This window comes from Pseudomonas sp. HMSC08G10, from assembly GCF_001808425.1.
In the GTDB taxonomy this organism is placed as follows: domain Bacteria; phylum Pseudomonadota; class Gammaproteobacteria; order Pseudomonadales; family Pseudomonadaceae; genus Aquipseudomonas; species Aquipseudomonas guariconensis.
In genome coordinates this window covers 17,967-36,377 of record NZ_KV793321.1, presented here as the reverse complement: position 1 = coordinate 36,377, position 18,411 = coordinate 17,967, and the positions used below count along the sequence as shown (strand labels likewise).

18 protein-coding genes are annotated in these 18,411 nt (G+C 63.7%); 9 read left to right on the top strand and 9 right to left on the bottom strand.

The features are described 5' to 3' along the window. Positions 1 to 28: 28 nt before the first annotated feature. The 4 genes from HMPREF3173_RS17400 to rpoE form a co-directional block, all read right to left on the bottom strand. A complete protein-coding gene (locus HMPREF3173_RS17400; protein WP_371906690.1) occupies positions 29 to 1,429 on the bottom strand; it encodes a DegQ family serine endoprotease in 1,401 nt (466 codons plus the stop codon). Positions 1,430 to 1,631: 202 nt separating this feature from the next. After that, entirely contained in the window at positions 1,632 to 2,597 is a 966-nt protein-coding gene (locus HMPREF3173_RS17395; RefSeq protein WP_043206467.1) for a MucB/RseB C-terminal domain-containing protein, read from the bottom strand. A 12-nt stretch (positions 2,598 to 2,609) separates the two neighbouring features. Next, positions 2,610 to 3,200, bottom strand: a complete 591-nt coding sequence (locus HMPREF3173_RS17390) for a sigma-E factor negative regulatory protein (RefSeq protein WP_043206465.1) — start codon at positions 3,198 to 3,200, stop codon at positions 2,610 to 2,612. A 31-nt stretch (positions 3,201 to 3,231) separates the two neighbouring features. Next, positions 3,232 to 3,813: an RNA polymerase sigma factor RpoE/AlgU gene (gene rpoE / locus HMPREF3173_RS17385; RefSeq protein ID WP_010220971.1), complete on the bottom strand. Its 582-nt coding sequence runs from the start codon at positions 3,811 to 3,813 to the stop codon at positions 3,232 to 3,234. A gap of 435 nt (positions 3,814 to 4,248) precedes the next feature. Here rpoE and nadB point away from each other — a divergent pair, with 435 nt between their 5' ends. Further along, positions 4,249 to 5,853 (top strand): L-aspartate oxidase, encoded by a 1,605-nt coding sequence (gene nadB / locus HMPREF3173_RS17380; protein ID WP_070574903.1) that lies wholly within the window; start codon positions 4,249 to 4,251, stop codon positions 5,851 to 5,853. Positions 5,854 to 5,913: 60 nt separating this feature from the next. On the opposite strand, the gene HMPREF3173_RS17375 is transcribed toward nadB, so the two are convergent. Together HMPREF3173_RS17375 and HMPREF3173_RS17370 are read right to left on the bottom strand one after the other, a co-directional pair. Next, positions 5,914 to 6,372, bottom strand: a complete 459-nt coding sequence (locus HMPREF3173_RS17375) for a protein YgfX (protein WP_070574900.1) — start codon at positions 6,370 to 6,372, stop codon at positions 5,914 to 5,916. Next, entirely contained in the window at positions 6,356 to 6,610 is a 255-nt protein-coding gene (locus HMPREF3173_RS17370; protein ID WP_043206462.1) for an FAD assembly factor SdhE, read from the bottom strand. The genes HMPREF3173_RS17375 and HMPREF3173_RS17370 overlap by 17 nt, the downstream gene beginning before the upstream one ends. 133 nt (positions 6,611 to 6,743) lie before the next feature. On the opposite strand from HMPREF3173_RS17370, the gene HMPREF3173_RS17365 reads away from it, so the two are divergent. Both HMPREF3173_RS17365 and HMPREF3173_RS17360 read left to right on the top strand, forming a co-directional pair. After that, positions 6,744 to 7,685, top strand: a complete 942-nt coding sequence (locus HMPREF3173_RS17365) for a CAF17-like 4Fe-4S cluster assembly/insertion protein YgfZ (protein WP_070574897.1) — start codon at positions 6,744 to 6,746, stop codon at positions 7,683 to 7,685. A 55-nt stretch (positions 7,686 to 7,740) separates the two neighbouring features. After that, on the top strand, positions 7,741 to 8,547 hold the full coding sequence (locus tag HMPREF3173_RS17360) for an HDOD domain-containing protein (RefSeq protein ID WP_070574893.1): 807 nt from the start codon (positions 7,741 to 7,743) through the stop codon (positions 8,545 to 8,547). 114 nt (positions 8,548 to 8,661) lie between these two features. Here HMPREF3173_RS17360 and HMPREF3173_RS17355 read toward each other — a convergent pair whose 3' ends face one another. After that, entirely contained in the window at positions 8,662 to 10,041 is a 1,380-nt protein-coding gene (locus HMPREF3173_RS17355) for a sensor histidine kinase (protein ID WP_070574890.1), read from the bottom strand. Beyond that, entirely contained in the window at positions 10,034 to 10,705 is a 672-nt protein-coding gene (locus HMPREF3173_RS17350) for a response regulator (protein ID WP_043206458.1), read from the bottom strand. The genes HMPREF3173_RS17355 and HMPREF3173_RS17350 overlap by 8 nt, the downstream gene beginning before the upstream one ends. A gap of 201 nt (positions 10,706 to 10,906) precedes the next feature. Here HMPREF3173_RS17350 and HMPREF3173_RS17345 point away from each other — a divergent pair, with 201 nt between their 5' ends. From HMPREF3173_RS17345 to HMPREF3173_RS17325, 5 genes are all read left to right on the top strand, one after another. Continuing rightward, entirely contained in the window at positions 10,907 to 12,196 is a 1,290-nt protein-coding gene (locus HMPREF3173_RS17345; protein ID WP_070574887.1) for an OprD family porin, read from the top strand. Positions 12,197 to 12,227: 31 nt separating this feature from the next. Further along, positions 12,228 to 13,208, top strand: coding sequence for a Bug family tripartite tricarboxylate transporter substrate binding protein (locus HMPREF3173_RS17340; RefSeq protein WP_070574884.1), 981 nt, complete (start codon positions 12,228 to 12,230; stop codon positions 13,206 to 13,208). Between the two features lie 149 nt (positions 13,209 to 13,357). Then, a complete protein-coding gene (locus HMPREF3173_RS17335) occupies positions 13,358 to 13,816 on the top strand; it encodes a tripartite tricarboxylate transporter TctB family protein (RefSeq protein WP_070574881.1) in 459 nt (152 codons plus the stop codon). 3 nt (positions 13,817 to 13,819) lie between these two features. Beyond that, positions 13,820 to 15,334 (top strand): tripartite tricarboxylate transporter permease, encoded by a 1,515-nt coding sequence (locus HMPREF3173_RS17330; RefSeq protein WP_070574878.1) that lies wholly within the window; start codon positions 13,820 to 13,822, stop codon positions 15,332 to 15,334. Further along, entirely contained in the window at positions 15,327 to 16,355 is a 1,029-nt protein-coding gene (locus HMPREF3173_RS17325) for an AbrB family transcriptional regulator (RefSeq protein WP_070574875.1), read from the top strand. Before HMPREF3173_RS17330 ends, HMPREF3173_RS17325 begins: the two co-directional genes overlap by 8 nt. A gap of 93 nt (positions 16,356 to 16,448) precedes the next feature. Here the strand turns inward: HMPREF3173_RS17325 and ung are convergent, their stop codons facing one another. Next, entirely contained in the window at positions 16,449 to 17,141 is a 693-nt protein-coding gene (gene ung / locus HMPREF3173_RS17320) for a uracil-DNA glycosylase (RefSeq protein ID WP_070574872.1), read from the bottom strand. Positions 17,142 to 17,266: 125 nt separating this feature from the next. On the opposite strand from ung, the gene HMPREF3173_RS17315 reads away from it, so the two are divergent. Beyond that, positions 17,267 to 18,373: an enoyl-CoA hydratase/isomerase family protein gene (locus tag HMPREF3173_RS17315; RefSeq protein ID WP_070574867.1), complete on the top strand. Its 1,107-nt coding sequence runs from the start codon at positions 17,267 to 17,269 to the stop codon at positions 18,371 to 18,373. Positions 18,374 to 18,411: the final 38 nt, after the last annotated feature.

Here is an 18,411-nt window from a genome sequence, read left to right as displayed (position 1 = left end):
AGCTGCCCTTTCCTATGCAGTGCGCAGATTATTCCGCCAACTTGAAGGTAATGAAGCTGGCTCGGCCCTGACGCAGCACGCGCATCGACACCGAACGATTCTTCGGCAGATCCTTGGCAATTTCGGTGAACTGCTTGGCCGAAGCGATCGCCTGGTTGTTCAGGTGACTGATGACATCGCCAGGACGCAGGCCAATCAACGCCGCCGGACCATCCTGGACCTCCTTGATGACCACGCCGCCCTTGAGCTCCAGGGACTTTTTCTGCTCGGCGGTCAGGTCGGCCACGGAAACGCCCAGACGGTTGCTGTTACGCTCTGCGCCGGCTCCAGCGCCGGTACCGATGTCCGCATCGTCCTCGGGCAGCGCGCCGATGGTAATATCCAGATTCTGGCGCTTGCCGTTGCGGATGATCTCCAGACGAGCCTTGGCGCCGTCCTTGAGGCTGCCGACCAAGTGCGGCAGGTCGGCCGACATAATGATCGGCTGGCCATTCATGCTCAGAATCACGTCCCCTACCTGCAAGCCACCCTTGGCTGCCGGACCGTCCTCTAGCACTTGGGCGACCAAGGCACCGGCTGGCTTGTCCAGACCGAAGGATTCAGCCAGGTCCTTGTTGACCTCCTGAATCACCACGCCAAGCCAGCCTCGGCTGACCTTGCCGTCCTTCTTCAGCTGATTGGAAACATCCAGCGCCACATCGATCGGGATAGCGAACGACAGCCCCATGAAGCCACCGGAACGGGTGAAAATCTGCGAGTTGATGCCCACCACCTCGCCATTCATGTTGAACAGCGGGCCACCGGAGTTACCCGGGTTGATCGCTACGTCGGTCTGGATGAATGGGACATAGGTGTCGTTGGGCAGGGTCCGCCCCTTGGCGCTCACGATGCCCTTGGTCACCGAATGGTCGAAGCCGAACGGCGAGCCGATCGCCAGCACCCACTCACCGACCTTGAGCTTTTCGGAGTCGCCGAGCTTGACAGTCGGCAGGTTCTTGCCTTCGACCTTGAGCAAGGCTACGTCTGTGCGCGGATCGGTACCGACCAGCTTGGCCTGCAGCTCGCTGCGGTCGGACAGACGCACGATGATCTCATCGGCATCGGCGACCACATGGTTGTTGGTCAGCACATAGCCATCGCTGGAGATGATGAAGCCCGAACCGAGCGATTGGGCTTCTCGTTGACGGTCACCACGGGGCGAGCGCGGCACTTGCGGCATGTTGCGCTCGAAGAACTCGCGGAACATCGGCGGCAGGCCTTCCAGGTCCGGCATCTGCCCGGCGGCGACACGGCGGTCCGGCAGCTTCTGCTTGGTACTGATGTTCACCACAGCAGGCGAGGCCTGCTCGACCAGGGTGGTGAAGTCCGGCAGGGCTTCCTCGGCCTGGGCGGTGAGCACCTGGCCAAGCATCAGCACGGCGGCGAACATCGATAGGTAGGATTTCAAGCGTGGTATTGACATACGGCTCCCGTCACAACGAGCGTAGTTAACAAAGTGAGGCCTTTGCACAAGCAAGAAAGGCCAGACCCCGAGAAGCCTGACCTATAGAAAATTTACGAAGGGATTGCAAATGACAATGCTTTAATTTCATGTCAGAAGCATGCCCTACGAGATGTAGGAAGGCGCGCTATCACTGACGCGCCTGGGCATCCTGGGCCCGCATGGACAGGGCGACACGCTCGGCGGTTCCCAAGGGAATCTCGCCAACCACAGTGACCATGACCTTGCCCTTGGGCGTGTTGAGACGACGCGACACGGCGACGGTAGGCCCTAACTGCGCACGGGTATCCGGTCCGGCATCATCGCTCACCGGCTCCAGGAACACCGAGAAGCGTGCCAGGCCATCGTCGTACATGAGGCTGCTGACCATGCTGTCACGCACCGGGTCCCGGCGCACGGAGCTGTTGATCAATTCGAAGCCCGGCGGCAACCAGTCCGAACGCCAGGCAGAGGCAGCGTCGGAATGCGCGGCTGCGACGTGCTCGACCGGCTTGCACGAAGAACTGGCGCGCAGGTCGTCATCGCTGGGTAGATCGTCGGTATCCAGGCGGGTCATCTGGAAGCGCTCGAGCAACTGGCCCTTGTCATTGATCATCAACGAGCGCAAGGGCAATCCAGTGCGGCGATCCAAATGCAGTTCGAAGGCGTAGCGATGCTGGTCTCGCGGCGTGAGCGTCACGATCACGGCATCGCGCCCGGCAACCCGGGACTTGCCTGCGACGCTCAGGTCGTACCAGCTCATCAGTTTCAGAGGATCGAGCACACGGGGCGCGGAGTCCGGCGGGGTTCCTACGCGGCTAACCAGGGAGCCGCTGACGCACTGGACCTTGCCATCGACCCGCACGATTTCCTGGGTCGCCCCATCGAGCTGCAACAAACGCTCGCTGACCTTGCCGTCCTGGACGCGGTGCCAGATATCGTGTGAGGAGAAGCTGCCATTACGTTCGTAGACGAAGGAACCCTGGTAACTCTGTTCTCGCTCGGCCTGTGCCAGCTTGTTCAGCCACTCGCTCGCCTCAGGCGAGGAGTTGGCCGCCAAGGCCGGCACCATCATGCAACTGCCAAGCAGAAGCGTCAGGAGAGGTAGCGCGCGCATGATCCTCCTTACTTAACGGTTTTCCAGGCTGGCGGCGCGTGCATAGGGCAGAGCGGTCTCAGTACCCTTGAGCGCAGATTCCTGGGCATGCTGGCGCAGATACCCTGGCAGACGCTGATCCCAGCCGGCCTGGTTCTGCAGCACGCCGTTGGCCATCGGCCCGGTCGGTTGCTCACTGCTCTCACTATAGCCTGCCAAAACGGCGGGGCCCTGTGCTTGTGGCACGCTCAGCCCTTGCTGGACAGGCTGCTGGGCAGCGAGCTCGGCACCGGTGATTTCGTCCTGGTTGTACAGGCGCACGCCAGCCAGCACGGCAACGGTCACCGAGGCGGCTACAGCCAGGCGACCAATGGTGCGCCATGGGCCTTGCTTGACCTTGGCAGGCACGGCTTCGTCGGCCAGCGCTGCGGATACCGCCGAGGCGATATCGAGCTTGGGCAGTACCAGCTCGTTGTGCATCGCTGCGCGCGCTACTTGATAGCGGGACCAAGTGGCACGGGTTTCAGGATCGTCGACGGCGTTCAACACGCGACGCAGTTCAAGTTCGTCCGCTTCGTTATCCATCACCGCGGACAGCGATTCCTGCAAAGCTTCACGACTCATGGCGGTTCCTCTCTTGGCTGTCGCCGCTGTCTCAGGTTTCCTGCAACAAAGGCTGCAGGGCTTTATCAATGGCCTCCCGAGCGCGGAAAATTCGAGAGCGCACGGTACCTACCGGACATTGCATGACACTGGCAATGTCTTCGTAACTCAGTCCGTCGAACTCACGTAGGGTCAATGCCGTGCGCAGGTCCTCGGGCAGTTGCTGGATGGTGCGATGGACGGTGCCTTCGATTTCATCCCTCAACAACGCGCGCTCTGGAGACTCGAGATCCTTGAGGCCATGATCGCCGTCGTAAAACTCCGCATCCTCGGAGCTCACATCACTGTCTGGTGGCCGTCTTCCGCGGGACACCAGGTAGTTCTTCGCCGTGTTAATGGCGATGCGGTACAGCCAGGTATAGAAAGCACTGTCACCGCGAAAATTTCCTAGCGCCCGGTAGGCCTTGATGAAAGCCTCCTGCGCCACATCCTGGGCCTCGTGGGTGTCGTGTACGAACCGCACGATCAACCCGAGAATCTTGTGCTGATACTTCAGCACCAACAGATCGAACGCTCGCCTGTCGCCGCGCTGCACGCGCTCGACAAGCTGCTGATCCTCTTCCTGGGTTAGCATGAACACTCCTCAGTGGTCTCGAAGGAGCGTTGCAACAGCCATCGTTCAGGCTTGCAACCATAGACTCGGCCTTTGCGCAAAAGTTCTCCCCTCCAAGCAAGTTTCCTGCGGCCCTTGGTCGGCTCGCACGAAAGACGCAGCGCGGTCACGGCCGGCTGCGTCGATAATCTGATTTCGAATACGCAGGTGTCAGCCCCGAAAGAGCTACCGCCATGCGTCGCCGTGGCATTTGGTGGCGTGCGGGCAGCCTTCTTAGGATTTCCACCGGTATCGGAAAGTTCCCATAAAGATCGCGACGCCGGTGCAGATGCCATTGGAAATCAGACACCTGTGGCTGCTATAAAGGCAGCCGGACAGGCTTAACGATAGTTTCACAATGCCATCTGCGCATGACTATTGTGCCGCTCCCCTTCCCAAGATTACTAGTGTCAAGACATGAGCCAACAATTCCAACACGATGTCCTGGTGATCGGCAGCGGCGCCGCTGGCCTCAGCCTGGCACTGAACCTTCCAAGTCACTTGCGCATCGCCGTGCTGAGCAAGGGCGACCTGGCCAATGGTTCGACCTTCTGGGCCCAGGGCGGCGTTGCCGCGGTCCTGGACAACACCGATACCGTCCAGTCCCATGTCGAGGACACGCTCAATGCCGGTGGCGGCCTGTGCCATGAAGATGCCGTGCGCTTCACCGTCGAACACAGCCGCGAAGCGATCGAGTGGTTGATCGAACAAGGGGTGCCCTTCACCCGCGACGAGCATTACAGCGTCGATGACGGCGGCTTCGAGTTCCATCTGACCCGTGAAGGAGGTCACAGCCACCGACGCATCATCCATGCCGCCGACGCAACGGGCGCCGCGATTTTCACCACTTTGCTGAACCAAGCACGCCAGCGGCCGAACATCGAGCTACTGGAGCAGCGCGTGGCGGTCGACCTGATCACCGAGCGTCGTCTGGGCCTGTCGGGCGAGCGTTGCCTGGGCGCCTATGTGCTGGATCGCAATACCGGCGAAGTCGACACCTTCGGTGCGCGCTTCACCGTGCTGGCCACCGGGGGTGCGGCCAAGGTCTACCTCTATACCAGCAATCCCGACGGTGCCTGCGGCGATGGCATCGCCATGGCCTGGCGTGCCGGCTGTCGGGTGGCCAACCTGGAATTCAACCAGTTCCACCCCACCTGCCTGTACCACCCGCAGGCCAAGAGTTTCCTGATCACAGAGGCCCTGCGCGGCGAAGGCGCCCTGCTGCGCCTGCCCAATGGCGAACGCTTCATGCCGCGCTTCGACCCCCGCGAGGAGCTCGCGCCCCGGGATATCGTCGCCCGCGCCATCGACCACGAAATGAAGCGTTTGGGCGTTGATTGTGTCTACCTGGACATCAGCCACAAGCCAGCCGACTTCATCAAGAATCACTTCCCTACGGTCTATGAACGCTGCCTGGCCTTCGGTATCGACATCACCCGCCAGGCGATTCCGGTGGTCCCGGCCGCCCATTACACCTGCGGCGGCGTGATGGTCGATGATCGCGGCCATACCGATGTCCCCGGCCTGTACGCCATTGGCGAAACCAGCTTCACTGGCCTGCACGGGGCCAACCGCATGGCCAGCAATTCGTTGCTCGAATGCTTCGTCTATGGCCGTGCCGCTGCCGCCGACATCGAGGCGCACCTTGATGAAGTGCAGGCTCCGACCGCCCTACCCTGCTGGGACGCAAGCCAGGTTACCGACTCGGACGAGGACGTGATCATTGCGCACAACTGGGATGAACTGCGGCGTTTCATGTGGGACTACGTAGGTATCGTGCGCACCAGCAAACGCCTGCAACGAGCCGAGCATCGGGTGCGCCTGCTGCTCGACGAGATCGACGAGTTCTACAGCAACTACAAGGTCAGCCGCGACCTGATCGAACTGCGTAACCTGGCCCAGGTCGCCGAGCTGATGATCCGCTCAGCCATGCAGCGCAAGGAAAGCCGCGGGCTGCATTACACACTGGACTATCCGGGAATGCTGCCCGAGGCCAAGGACACCATCCTCAGTCCGGTCTGAACTGACGCGTTCGCGGTTGGACCCGCTCCCACAGAACCCTACGAGCCCTGTGGGAGCGGGTTATTGCACTGAAACCTCGGCCCAGCGCCTGCGGCTGAACTTCAACCTCACGCGCAAACGCCGATGCTGATCCGCATCCAGGGCATCGCGCGGTACGCACTGGCTCTCGCCAAACCAGCGCCCCGACCTGACAAAACGCAGCACAACCAGACCTGGCAATGCCACGCTATCCCGACACAACCTCACCTGCTGCCACCCTCTGGCACAGCTGAACAGCCGCCAGCCGGTTGGATCACGGCGCAGGCCAGTGATGGCCTCGGGATGGGTCAGCAAGATACGACGGGGGATGGCCCAGCAGGCGTGGGCAAGGCAAGCAAGGACGAGGGGAACGCTCAACCACCAGGGCTGCGCGCTCAGGACCATGGCCCAGAGCGCGAGCACCTGGCAGGTCAGGTAGGCCACCAGCAGCAGGCGCGAGCCTTGCCAGCGGCACTCGAAATGCTCACTTGGGCTGGACACGGTCCAGGATGATGCGAACCATGCGTTGCAGCTCAGGGTCGTCGGACTCGGTGCGCTCCATGAACCAGCCGAACATGTCCTGGTCTTCGCAGGTCAGCAGGCGACGGTACAGCTCGCGGTCCGCTTCGCTCAGGGTGGGGTAGACCTCCTGGGTGAATGGCACCAGCAGTACGTCCAGTTCCAGCATGCCGCGGCGGCTGTGCCAGAAAAGCCGGTTGAGTTCAGTTTGTTCGACCATGGGGCCCTCCTCGAATGGGTCGCCAGTATACAGCGGGGCGCTCGCAGGGGCACAAGGCGTTGGTCTAGTCACCTACCTATTTTGTTACCGGCGTTCTATGATGGCCGCCAGTCTCAAGCAACCGCGATGACCCATGGCCGATTCCGCTTTCTTCTGTCCCCTGTCCCACGAGGGCATCCTCGCCGTCCGCGGCTCCGATGCCGGCAAGTTCCTGCAAGGCCAGCTGACCTGCAACATCAACTACCTAAGCCAAGAGCACGCGAGCCTCGGCGCCCGGTGCATGGTCAAGGGCCGCATGCAGTCGAGCTTCCGCATTCTCCCCGAGGGCAACGGTTACTTGCTGGCCATGGCCAGCGAGCTGCTCGACGCGCAACTGGCCGACCTCAAGAAGTACGCTGTCTTCTCCAAGGCTACCTTGACCGATGAGAGCACCGCGTGGGTCCGCTTCGGCCTGACGCAAGGCGATGCCGCGCTAAACGCGCTGGGCTTGGCCACGCCGACCGAAGCTGGCGCCACGGTACGCCACGACGGCCTGATCGCCATTGGCGTCAGCACCGGCCGTGTGGAGCTCTGGGCGCCCGCCGCGCAAGCAGACACCGTGCGCCAGACCCTCGCCACTCACCTGGCCGAAGGCAGCCTCAACGACTGGCTGTTGGGCCAGATCCGTGCCGGCATCGGCCAAGTCATGGGCCCTACCCGTGAGCTGTTCATCCCGCAGATGATCAATCTGCAGGCGGTCGATGGGGTGAGCTTCAAGAAAGGCTGCTACACCGGCCAAGAGATCGTCGCGCGTATGCAGTACCTGGGTAAGCTCAAGCGCCGACAGTACCGCCTGGCCCTGGCCCAGCGGGACGTGCCCGCCCCTGCTGCCGAGATCTTCTCGCCCACCCACGGTTCGTCGGTGGGCGAAGTGGTCATCGCCGCCAGCACCGGTGACGGCTGCGAACTGCTCGCCGTGCTCAGTGCCGAAGCCGTGGCAGACGACAACCTGCACCTGGCTAGCCTCGAAGGCCCGCGCCTGACACTGCTGGACCTGCCCTATGAACTGGACCGCGACCGGGAAATCCTGCGCTGACCAGCCTGCCCCGCTGCCCTGCGGGGTCGCACCACCACTGCGGTAGAGAAGTTAGATGAACAAGCTGGCCGAGACGGTTCAAGCACAATTGCTCGCAGCCATCGACAAGGACGACCTGGTCCTGCCGACCCTTCCGGAGGTTGCCTTGAGCATCCGCGAGGCCGCGGAGGACAGCGAGATCAGCGTCGCCGCCTTGAGCAAGGTGATCGGCCGCGACGCCGCCCTCTCGGCGCGCCTGATCAAGGTGGTCAACAGCCCGCTGCTGCGTGCGGCAGTGGAGGTCACCGACCTGCACACCGCCATCACTCGCCTGGGTATCAACTACAGCTGCAACTTGGCGATCGGCCTGGTAATCGAGCAAATCTTCCACGCCCGCTCACCGGCCGTCGAACAAAAACTGCGCGATATTTGGGCCAACAGCCTTGAAGTGGCGGGTATCAGCTATGAACTCTGCCGCCGCTACACCCAGCTCAAGCCTGACCAGGCCACCCTAGGGGGCTTGGTCTACCAAATCGGTGCCCTGCCGGTTCTGATCTACGCCGAGGAGCACAACGAGCTGCTTTCGGATCCTGTATGCCTGCACTATGTGATCGAGCAGATCCAGCCGGTGCTGGGCGACAAAATTCTCAAGGCCTGGGAGTTTCCCGAGCAGCTGGTCAACCTGCCCAGCCAGGTGCAGGACCTGGATCGACGCACCGAGAGCATCGACTACATCGACATCGTGCAGATCGCCCGTCACCTCAGCCATCGGACCCGCAGCCGGCCCCTGGCGGCCTTGCCTGCCTACCAGCATCTCGGGCTCCCTTACGGGACCGAGTTGGATGTCGCCGAGCTGCTCGATGCCCGCAGCATGCTGCGCTAAGCAAGACACCCGCTCCACAAGGATCACCGCCAACCCCGTGGGAGCGGGTTTACCCGAAAATAGGCCAGCGCAGATAACCCAGGACAGTTGCTCTCCAAGCCCCGAGAAGCCCGCTCAATCGGCGATAAAACTCACCCGCACGCGCAACCCGCCCTTTTCGCCATCATGCAGGCTGATCTGCGCTAGGTGCGCGCGGCAGATTTCGCCGACGATCGCCAGCCCCAGGCCTGTGCCCTGGGCGCTGCGTCGATAGAAGCGCTCGAACACGCGCTCGCGGTCAGACTCGGGAATACCCGGCCCGTCATCCTCCACTTCCAGCATGGCCGGGGCCATCACGCGCAGGATCACGTTGCCGCCCTTGGGCGTATGGGCCAGGGCATTGTCCACCAGGTTGCTGAGCAGCTCATTGAGCAAAGTCGGCTCGCCTTTGAGCCATACCGGCGCCTCGGCTTCCAGCGCCAGGGCCACGCCCCGGGCATGGGCCAGAGGCGCCATGGCCATGCCGAGCTCACGCGTCAATTGGCACAGGTCCAGGCGCTGGGCACCCCCTTCGGCAATCGCCCGGGCCCCATTTTCCACCCGCGCCAGGGACAACAACTGGTTGGCCAGGTGGGTCAGACGGTCGGTACCCTGGGTAGCGGCTTCGAGGGTTTGTCGCCACTGCTCCGGCTCCTGGGAGCGCAAGCCCAGCTCAAGCCGCGCCTTTAGGGCGGCCAACGGCGTGCGCAACTCATGGGCGGCGTCGGCGATGAACTGTGCCTGACGCTCGAACTGACCACGCAGCCGCTCGGTGAAATGGTTCAAAGCGCGCACCAAGGGCCCGAGCTCTCGCTGCACCTGAACCACCGGCAAGGAACGCAAGTCATCAGGTTGGCGCTCTTCGACCGCCGTGCGCAGGCGCTCCAGCGGCCGCAGTGCTGCGCTCACGGCGAACCAGACCATCATGAGCGCCCCCAGCGCCAGCATGCCCAGACGCAGCAAGGTATCGGCCATCAGGCCCCGGGCCATGCGCACCCGTGCCTCCTCGGTCTCGGCCACGCGGATCTCGGCCATGCCGTTCATGTTCGGTTCGCTGACTGGCTTGAGCAAGCTGACCACGCGCACATCCTGGCCCTGGTAGGTGGCGTTGTAGAAACGCGCCAAGGCCGGATAGTCGTCGGTACGCGGGGTGCCCGGCGGCGGAGGCGGGAGGTTCTCGTAGCCGGAAATCAGCCGCTGATGAATATCCAGCACCTGGTAGTAGATACGTCCGGCGCTGTCGTAGGCAAAGGTGTCTAGGGCCACGTAGGGCACATCTGCGCTCAGGGTCCCGTCGCGCTGCGACAGGCCCGCGGCGATGGTCCGTGCCGAAGCCAGCAACGTGCGATCGTAAGCGGTGTCGGCGGCCTCGCGGCCGTTCCAGTAGGCGCTCAGGCCGCTGGCGAGCATCAGCACCACCAACAGCAGCGCCAAATTGCCCAGCAAACGCCCACGCAGGCTGCCGGTGTCACGCATCACGGTGCTCGAGCAAATAACCCAGGCCGCGGAACGTGACGATAGCCACTGGATGGCCATCGAGCTTCTTGCGTAGCCGATGGATGTAGATCTCGATGGCATCGGGGCTGGCCTCTTCGTCCAGGCCAAATACCTGGGCCGCCAGTTGCTCCTTGCTCATCACTCGGCCCGGGCGGGCGATCAGGGCTTCGAGCACGCTTTGCTCGCGCTGGGTCAGGGTCAGGGCTTCTTCACCCAGGGTGAAGCGGCGGGTATCGAGGTCGTAGACCAGCGGCCCGCAGCGCTGCTGGCGCTCGCCACCGAGCACGCTACGGCGCAGCAGTGCCTTGACTCGCGCTTCCAGTTCGGTCAGTTCGAAGGGTTTGGCCAGGTAGTCATCGGCGCCCAGGTTCAGGCCATGGACCCGATCCTTGACGTCGCTGCGCGCGGTGAGCATCAGCACCGGCAGCGTCTTGCCACGGCCACGCAGGCGCGCCAGCACTTCGAAGCCGTCCATGCGCGGCAGGCCGACATCAAGCACTGCCACCGCATAGTCCTCGCTGGCCAGGGCCAGGTCGGCGGCCACGCCATCGTGCAGCACATCCACGGTCAGGCCTTGGCTCTTGAGGGCCAGGGCCACGCTTTCGGCCAGTTGCAGGTGGTCTTCGACCAGCAACACTCGCATCGGATTCTCCCTGCTCGGGTGGGGCTTTGGCGCGGAGTGTACCGCCGTCGGGGGGCCTGTGAAGCCCTCGCGGCAAACCTTTCACTCTGAAAGGTTAGCGAAAGGTTCATTACCTAGCATCGCACCACGGTCGCCCCGCGCGCCGAAAAAAAGCACCAGCAAGGTGCGCCCGATAAGAACAATAAACGGAGTCTCCCGACGATGCTGTCCACGCAGCCGCAGGCGTTCGCGCCTACCCGTTCCCTGTCCGCACGCCCGTCCGCCATCGCCAGCGCCCTTGCGCTAGCCGGTGTCGCCCCGCTGAGCCAGGCCGCCTTCTTCGAAGACAGCACGGCCACCTTCGAAACCCGCAACATGTACTTCAACCGTGACTTTCGCGATGGCACCAGCGACCAGCAGTCCAAGCGCGACGAATGGGCCCAGGGCTTCATGCTCAACTTCGAGTCCGGCTACACCGACGGCACCGTAGGGTTCGGCCTGGATGCGCTGGGCATGCTCGGCATCAAGCTCGACTCCAGCCCAGACCGCACCGACACCGGCCTGCTGCCGACCCATGATGACGGCAAGGCCGCCGACGAATACTCCAAGCTCGGCCTGACCGGCAAGATCAAGGTCTCCAACACCGAGCTCAAGGTCGGTACCCTCATCCCGGAACTGCCGACCCTGCAGCCCAACGACGGGCGCATCCTGCCGCAGACCTTCGAGGGCGGCCTGCTCACCTCCAAGGAGCTCAAGGGCCTGACGTTCACCGGCGGGCGCCTGGAAAAAGCCAAGGACCGCAACGACACCAACTGGGAAGACCTCGCCCTCAACAACAAGAACGGCCGTTTCGGCGGCACCTTCAGCGCCGACAACTTCGACCTGGCCGGGCTGGATTACCAGTTCACCGATCGCATCACCGGCAGCTACCACTTCGCCGAACTCGACGACATCTACCGTCAGCATTTCATGGGCATGGTCGCTACCCAGCCCTGGGGCCCGGGCACCTTCGGTGCCGACCTGCGCCTGGCAGTGAGCGACGATGCAGGCCAGGCCAAGGCCGGCAACATCGACAACACCACCGTCAACGGCATGCTCAGCTATGCCCTGGGCGGCCACAAGATCAGCGCCGCCTACCAGCACCTGTCGGGCGACAGCGCCTTCCCCTATGTCGATGGCGCCGATCCGTACCTGGTCAACTTCGTCCAAATCAACGACTTCGCCGGCGCCGACGAGCGCTCCTGGCAAGCACGCTACGACTACAACTTCGCTGCACTGGGCATCCCCGGGCTGACCTTCATGACCCGCTATATCAGCGGCGACAACGTCAGCCGCGCCGACGGTGGCGAGGGCAAGGAGTGGGAGCGCAACACCGAGTTCAAGTACGTGGTACAAAGCGGCCCGTTGAAGGACGTCGCCGTTCGCCTGCGCAACGCCACCTTCCGCTCCAACTTCGCCCGCGACGCCGACGAAGTCAGGCTGCTGGTGAGCTACAGCGTGGCTCTGTGGTAACCCATAACAACAACGCTCACGGAGATAGACGATGACCTTTTCAATGCGCCGCCTCGTCCTGGCTACCGGTTGCCTGCTGCTGGCTGGCAACGCCCTGGCCGCTGAACCGAAACGCCCCGAATGCATCGCCCCCGCCTCGCCCGGTGGCGGCTTCGACCTGACCTGCAAACTGGTGCAAAGCGCCCTGGTCAACGAGAAGATCCTCTCCAAGCCCATGCGCGTGACCTACATGCCCGGCGGCGTCGGCGCGGTGGCCTACAACGCCGTGGTCGCCCAGCGCCCGGCCGATGCCGGCACTCTGGTGGCCTGGTCCAGCGGCTCCCTGCTCAACCTGGCCCAGGGCAAGTTCGGGCGCTTCGACGAGAACGCCGTGAAATGGCTGGCAGCTGTCGGCACCAGCTATGGTGCCATCGCCGTGAAGAGCGACTCGCCCTACAAGACCCTCGATGATCTGGTCGCGGCCTTGAAGAAAGACCCGAGCAAAGTCGTCATCGGCTCCGGCGGCACCGTCGGCAGCCAGGACTGGATGCAGACCGCCCTGATCGCCAAGGCCGCCGGCATCAATCCGCGCGACCTTCGCTACGTGGCCCTGGAAGGCGGCGGTGAAATCGCCACAGCGCTGCTCGGCGGGCATATTCAGGTGGGCTCCACCGACATCTCGGACTCCATGCCGCACATCCAGAGCGGTGACATGCGCATCCTCGCGGTGTTCTCCGAAACCCGCCTGGACGAGCCGGAAATGAAAGACATCCCCACCGCCAAGGAACAAGGCTACGACATCGTCTGGCCAGTAGTACGCGGCTTCTACCTGGGGCCAAAGGTCAGCGACGAGGATTACGCCTGGTGGAAAGCCTCCTTCGACAAACTGCTGGCCTCCGAGGACTTCGCCAAGCTGCGTGACCAGCGTGAGCTGTTCCCGTTCGCCATGACCGGGCAGGAGCTGGACACCTACGTGAAGAAGCAGGTCGCCGACTACAAGGCCCTGGCCCGGGAATTCGGCCTGGTCCAGTAGATCGAGCTGCAACGCTGCTCCCCTTTAGGGGGCGGGTTTACCCGCGAAACGGACATCGCCGACGCGTGGCCTGGGCTGCGCCCTGGGTCGCAGGTAAGCCCGCTCCCACAAGGTCGGCGCCGTACCGAACAATTTCCGAGGATTCCCTCATGATCCTGCAACGCATTTTTGCCCTGGCTCTGCTGGCGGTATGCGCCGCCCTGGCCGTGATGGCCTGGCCGTACCAGGCTGCGTTTTCCTACGAGCCTGTAGGTCCACGGGCCTATCCCTTGCTGATGCTCGGCCTGATGGGCGTGGCTCTGCTCTACTTGGCCATTCGCCCAACGCCCATCGTGCGCAAGGACGACGAACCGCCGCTGGACCGTGAAACCCTGGTCAAGATCAGCGGCTGTGTGGGCTTGCTGATCGTCTTCGCCAGCACCTTCGAGTCGCTCGGTTTCATCCTCAGCGCCGTACTCGTCGGCGTACCCATGGCACGTCTGTATGGCGGGCGCTGGCTGCACAGCCTGATCGTGGTGGGCGCCATGAGCCTGCTGCTCTACTGGCTGTTCGACCGCGTGATGGATGTACCTCTGCCCCTCGGCCTGCTGGATGTACTGGAGAACTGACACATGGATACCTTGAGCTACCTGGGCCAGGGCTTCGGCGTCGCCCTGAGCCCGTACAACCTGGTCACCGCCCTGACCGGCACCCTCATCGGCACCGTGGTCGGCCTGCTGCCAGGCCTTGGGCCGATCAACGGTGTGGCACTGCTGATCCCCATCGCCTTTGCCCTGGGCCTGCCGCCTGAATCGGCGCTGATCCTGCTGGCCGCGGTCTACCTTGGCTGCGAGTATGGCGGGCGGATCAGCTCGATCCTGCTGAACATTCCCGGCGAAGCCTCCACCGTGATGACCACCCTTGACGGCTACCCCATGGCCCGCCAAGGCCTGGCCGGCGTCGCCCTATCGCTGTCGGCGTGGAGCTCGTTCATCGGCGCCTTCATCGCCACCTGCGGCATGGTGCTGTTCGCTCCGCTGCTGGCGAAATGGGCGATCGCCTTCGGGCCCGCCGAATACTTCGTGCTGATGGTGTTCGCCATCGTCGCCCTGGGCGGCATGGCCGGCGACAATCCACTGAAGACCTTCATCGCCGCGCTGATCGGCCTGTTCCTGTCCAGCGTCGGCATCGACGCTAACAGCGGCGTGTACCGCTTTACCGGCGACAGCGTGCACCTGGCCGATGGCATCCAGTTCGTGGTGCTGGTACTGGGTCTGTTCTCCATCAGCGAGATCTTGCTGTTGCTGGAAAAGACCCACCATGGCCACGAGGCGGTGAAGGCCACTGGGCGCATGCTGTTCAACCTCAAGGAAGCCGCTTCGGTGTTCATCGTCAACCTGCGCTGCGGCCTGCTGGGCTTTGTCATGGGCGTACTGCCCGGCGCCGGCGCGACCCTGGCCAGTGCCGTGGCCTACATGACCGAGAAACGCATCGCTGGCGACAAGGGCAAGTTCGGCAAGGGCGACGCGCGCGGCCTGGCCGCTCCGGAAACCGCCATCGGCGCCTCCTGCTGCGGCGCCCTGGTGCCGATGCTGACCCTGGGCGTGCCGGGTTCCGGCACCACCGCGGTGATGATCGGTGCACTGACCCTGTACAACATCACCCCAGGCCCGCTGCTGTTCGAACAGCAACCTGACATCGTCTGGGGGCTGATCGCCTCGCTGTTCATCGCCAATATCATGCTGGTGATCCTGAACATTCCGATGATCCGCATATTCACCCGCATCCTCGCCGTGCCGAACTGGGCGCTGGTGCCGGTGATCGCGATCATCACCGGGATCGGCGTGTACGCCGTGCATGCGACCACCTTCGATCTGTTCCTGATGGTCGGCATCGGCATCATGGGCTACATCCTGCGCAAGCTGGACTTCCCCCTGTCGCCGATTCTGCTCGGCTTCATCCTGGGCGGGCTGATGGAGCAGAACCTGCGCCGCGCACTGTCGATCTCCAACGGCGAGCTGGGCATCCTCTGGTCGAGCCCGATCAGCATGTCGGTGTGGGTGCTGACCTTCTGCATGCTGACCCTGCCGTTGCTGCGCAGCTGGCGTAAACGTAGCCTGCAGCGTCGGGCGATGGCCGATGCCTGATCGGTCACCGCCGTTCTGGGCTACCGGGCTGGTCGGTCTTGCTGGCGGGTTTCTCGCCAGCAAGGTCGGCTGGCCTTTGCCGTGGATGGTCGGCTCGTTGCTGGCAATCATCCTGGTGCGCTGCCTGACACCCTGGCAGCTGTCGGAAATCCCCAATGGCCGCAAGTGCGGGCAGTGGATCATCGGCATCGGTATCGGCCTGCACTTCACCCCGGCAGTCATCGAGCAGGTGGCCAGCCACTTTGGTCTGATCTTCTTCGGGGCACTGTTCACCACGTTGTCAGCAGTGATCAGCGTCTGGCTGCTCAGGCGTACCGGCGAAGACCGCGCCACGGCGTTCTTCGCCAGCATGCCGGGGGGCTCGGGTGAGATGGTCAACCTGGGCGCACGCAACGGTGCGGTGCTCAGCCAGGTGGCCGCAGCCCAGAGCCTGCGGGTGTTGGCAGTGGTGCTGTGCGTGCCGGCGCTGTTCAAGTTCTTGCTCGGCGATGGCGTGCCGCTGACCCACGCAGGCAGCGTCAGTTGGGGCTGGCTGACCCTGATCGCGCCGTTTGGTGTGTTGGCCGCGTTGATCTGGCAGCGCCTGCGCCAGCCCAACCCGTGGCTGTTCGGTCCGCTGTTGATTGCCGCCTGCGTGAGCCTGGCGGGCAACCTGCAGATCGCCCTGCCGCCCGGCGCCAGCCAGATCGGACAGTGGCTGATCGGCAGTGGCCTGGCCTGCCACTTCAACCGGGCGTTCTTTCGCCGGGCGCCGTCCTTCCTGGGGCGGACCTTGCTGGCGACCTTCCTGTGCATGTTGATCGCCGCCAGCGCGGCCTGGGTGTTGAGTGTGATGACCCAGCTGGACCTGCGCTCATTGACCCTGGGAATGATGCCCGGCGGTATCGCCGAGATGAGCCTGACGGCCGAGACCTTGCAGCTGTCCGTACCGTTGGTGACGGCACTGCAGGTGATGAGGTTGCTGTTCGTGCTGTTTCTGGCCGAGCCGTTGTTCCGGCGCTGGAACACGAACCGACCGTGACGGCGTGCAGTTTTCTTCGCGGGTAAACCCGCGTCCAAAAAGCTTATCGCCGCCCCTGTGGGAGGGTTCCCGCGAAGAAGGCAACACGTTTTTTCAGAGCGGCGGCAACGCCCAGTTGATCGGCGCCAGCCCACGCTGCTCAAGGAAGCTGTTGGTGCGGCTGAAATGCCCGCATCCGAAGAAGCCCCGATACGCCGACAGCGGCGACGGGTGCACCGACTTGAGTACCAGGTGCCGAGTGCCGTCGATCAGCTTCTGCTTGCTCTGGGCATGAGAGCCCCACAGCAGGAACACCACGTTTTCGCACCGCTCGCTGACCACCTGGATGACCCGATCGGTGAATGGCTGCCAGCCCGCGTTGGCGTGGGAGGCCGCGTTGCCGCGCTGCACGGTCATAGTGGTGTTGAGCAGCAACACCCCCTGCTCCGCCCAGCTTTGCAGGTAACCATGGTTGGGAATCGGCAAGTTGAGGTCGCGGTGCAGCTCTTTGTAGATGTTCACCAGAGACGGCGGCGTCGGCACGCCAGGCTGCACCGAGAAGCACAGGCCATGGGCCTGGCCTGGCCCGTGGTAAGGGTCCTGGCCGAGGATCACCACCTTCACCTTGTCCAGCGGCGTGGAATTGAGCGCGTTGAAGATCAGCGGCCCCGGCGGGTAGATCTCCTTGCCCGCCGCATATTCCTCGCGCAGGAACTCGCGCAGCTTGTGCATGTAGGGTTGGTCGAACTCGGCGCGCAACGCGGCCTTCCAGCCGGGTTCGAGTTTGATGCGATCGTCGTCAGTCATGGGGCCATCCGTAAACAATGGCGCGACACTAGGTAAGCCGCCCGGCCTTGTCAATCGATCCGACCGACGACCGCCATGATCGTCTGTGGGGTCCATACTTGTGCGATGACTACACGAGGTCGCCCATGTCCATTCAATGCGAGGTACTCACAGGCGCCGATGGCGCGCGCATCGGCATCGCCACCCTGGATGCGCCCAAGGCGCTCAATGCCCTGAGCCTGCCTATGATCGAGGTCCTCGATGAGCGCCTGCGCGCTTGGGCCAACGATCCGGGCATCGTCTGCGTGCTGCTGCGCGGCAGCGGGCCCAAGGCGTTCTGTGCCGGCGGCGATGTACGTGCGCTGGTTCAGGCCTGCCGCGACCACCCCGGCAGCGTCCCGCCCCTGGCGGCCACCTTTTTCGCCGCCGAGTACCGGCTCGATTATCGCCTGCACACCTATCCCAAGCCCTTGCTGTGCTGGGGGCATGGCCACGTGCTCGGCGGGGGGATGGGCCTTCTGCAGGCCGCGGGCATCCGCATCGTCACTCCCAGCAGTCGGCTGGCCATGCCGGAAATCAGCATCGGGCTGTATCCGGACGTCGGCGCCAGCTGGTTCCTTTCCCGCCTGCCCGGCAAGCTCGGCCTGTTCCTTGGGCTGACTGGCGCGCCGATCAATGCCCGCGACGCCCTGGACCTTGGCCTGGCTGATCGCCTGCTGGGCGAGCATCAGCAAGAAGCCCTAATCGAGGAACTGCTGCAACTGAATTGGCAGGAGCAAACCGCCCTGCAGCTGAACAGTCTGCTCAAGGCCGAACAGCACCGAGCCTGCGCCGACCTGCCCGAAGCCCAGTGGTTGCCGCGCCGGGCATCGATCGACGAGCTGCTCGACGTAGCCGACCCTGCTGCCGCCTGGCGGGCGTTATCCGACCTGAGCCGTCATGCAGACCCACTACTGGCCGAGGCCGGCCGACGCTTGCACGAGGGCTGTCCGCTGACCGCGCACTTGGTGTGGGAGCAGATCCGCCGGGCCAAATACCTGTCGCTGGCCCAGGTGTTCCAGATGGAATTCACCATGAGCCTGAACTGCTGCCGTCACCCGGAGTTCAGTGAAGGGGTGCGTGCCCGTTTGCTGGACAAGGACAACCAGCCGCGCTGGCACTGGCCGGACATCGCCCAAGTGCCAGCGGCGGTGGTCGAGGCGCATTTCGCCAAGGTCTGGGAGGGGCGCCATCCCCTGGCTGATCTGGAGTGAGCGCCGCTCCGACAGGCAGACCGGGCTCAAGCCCGGTG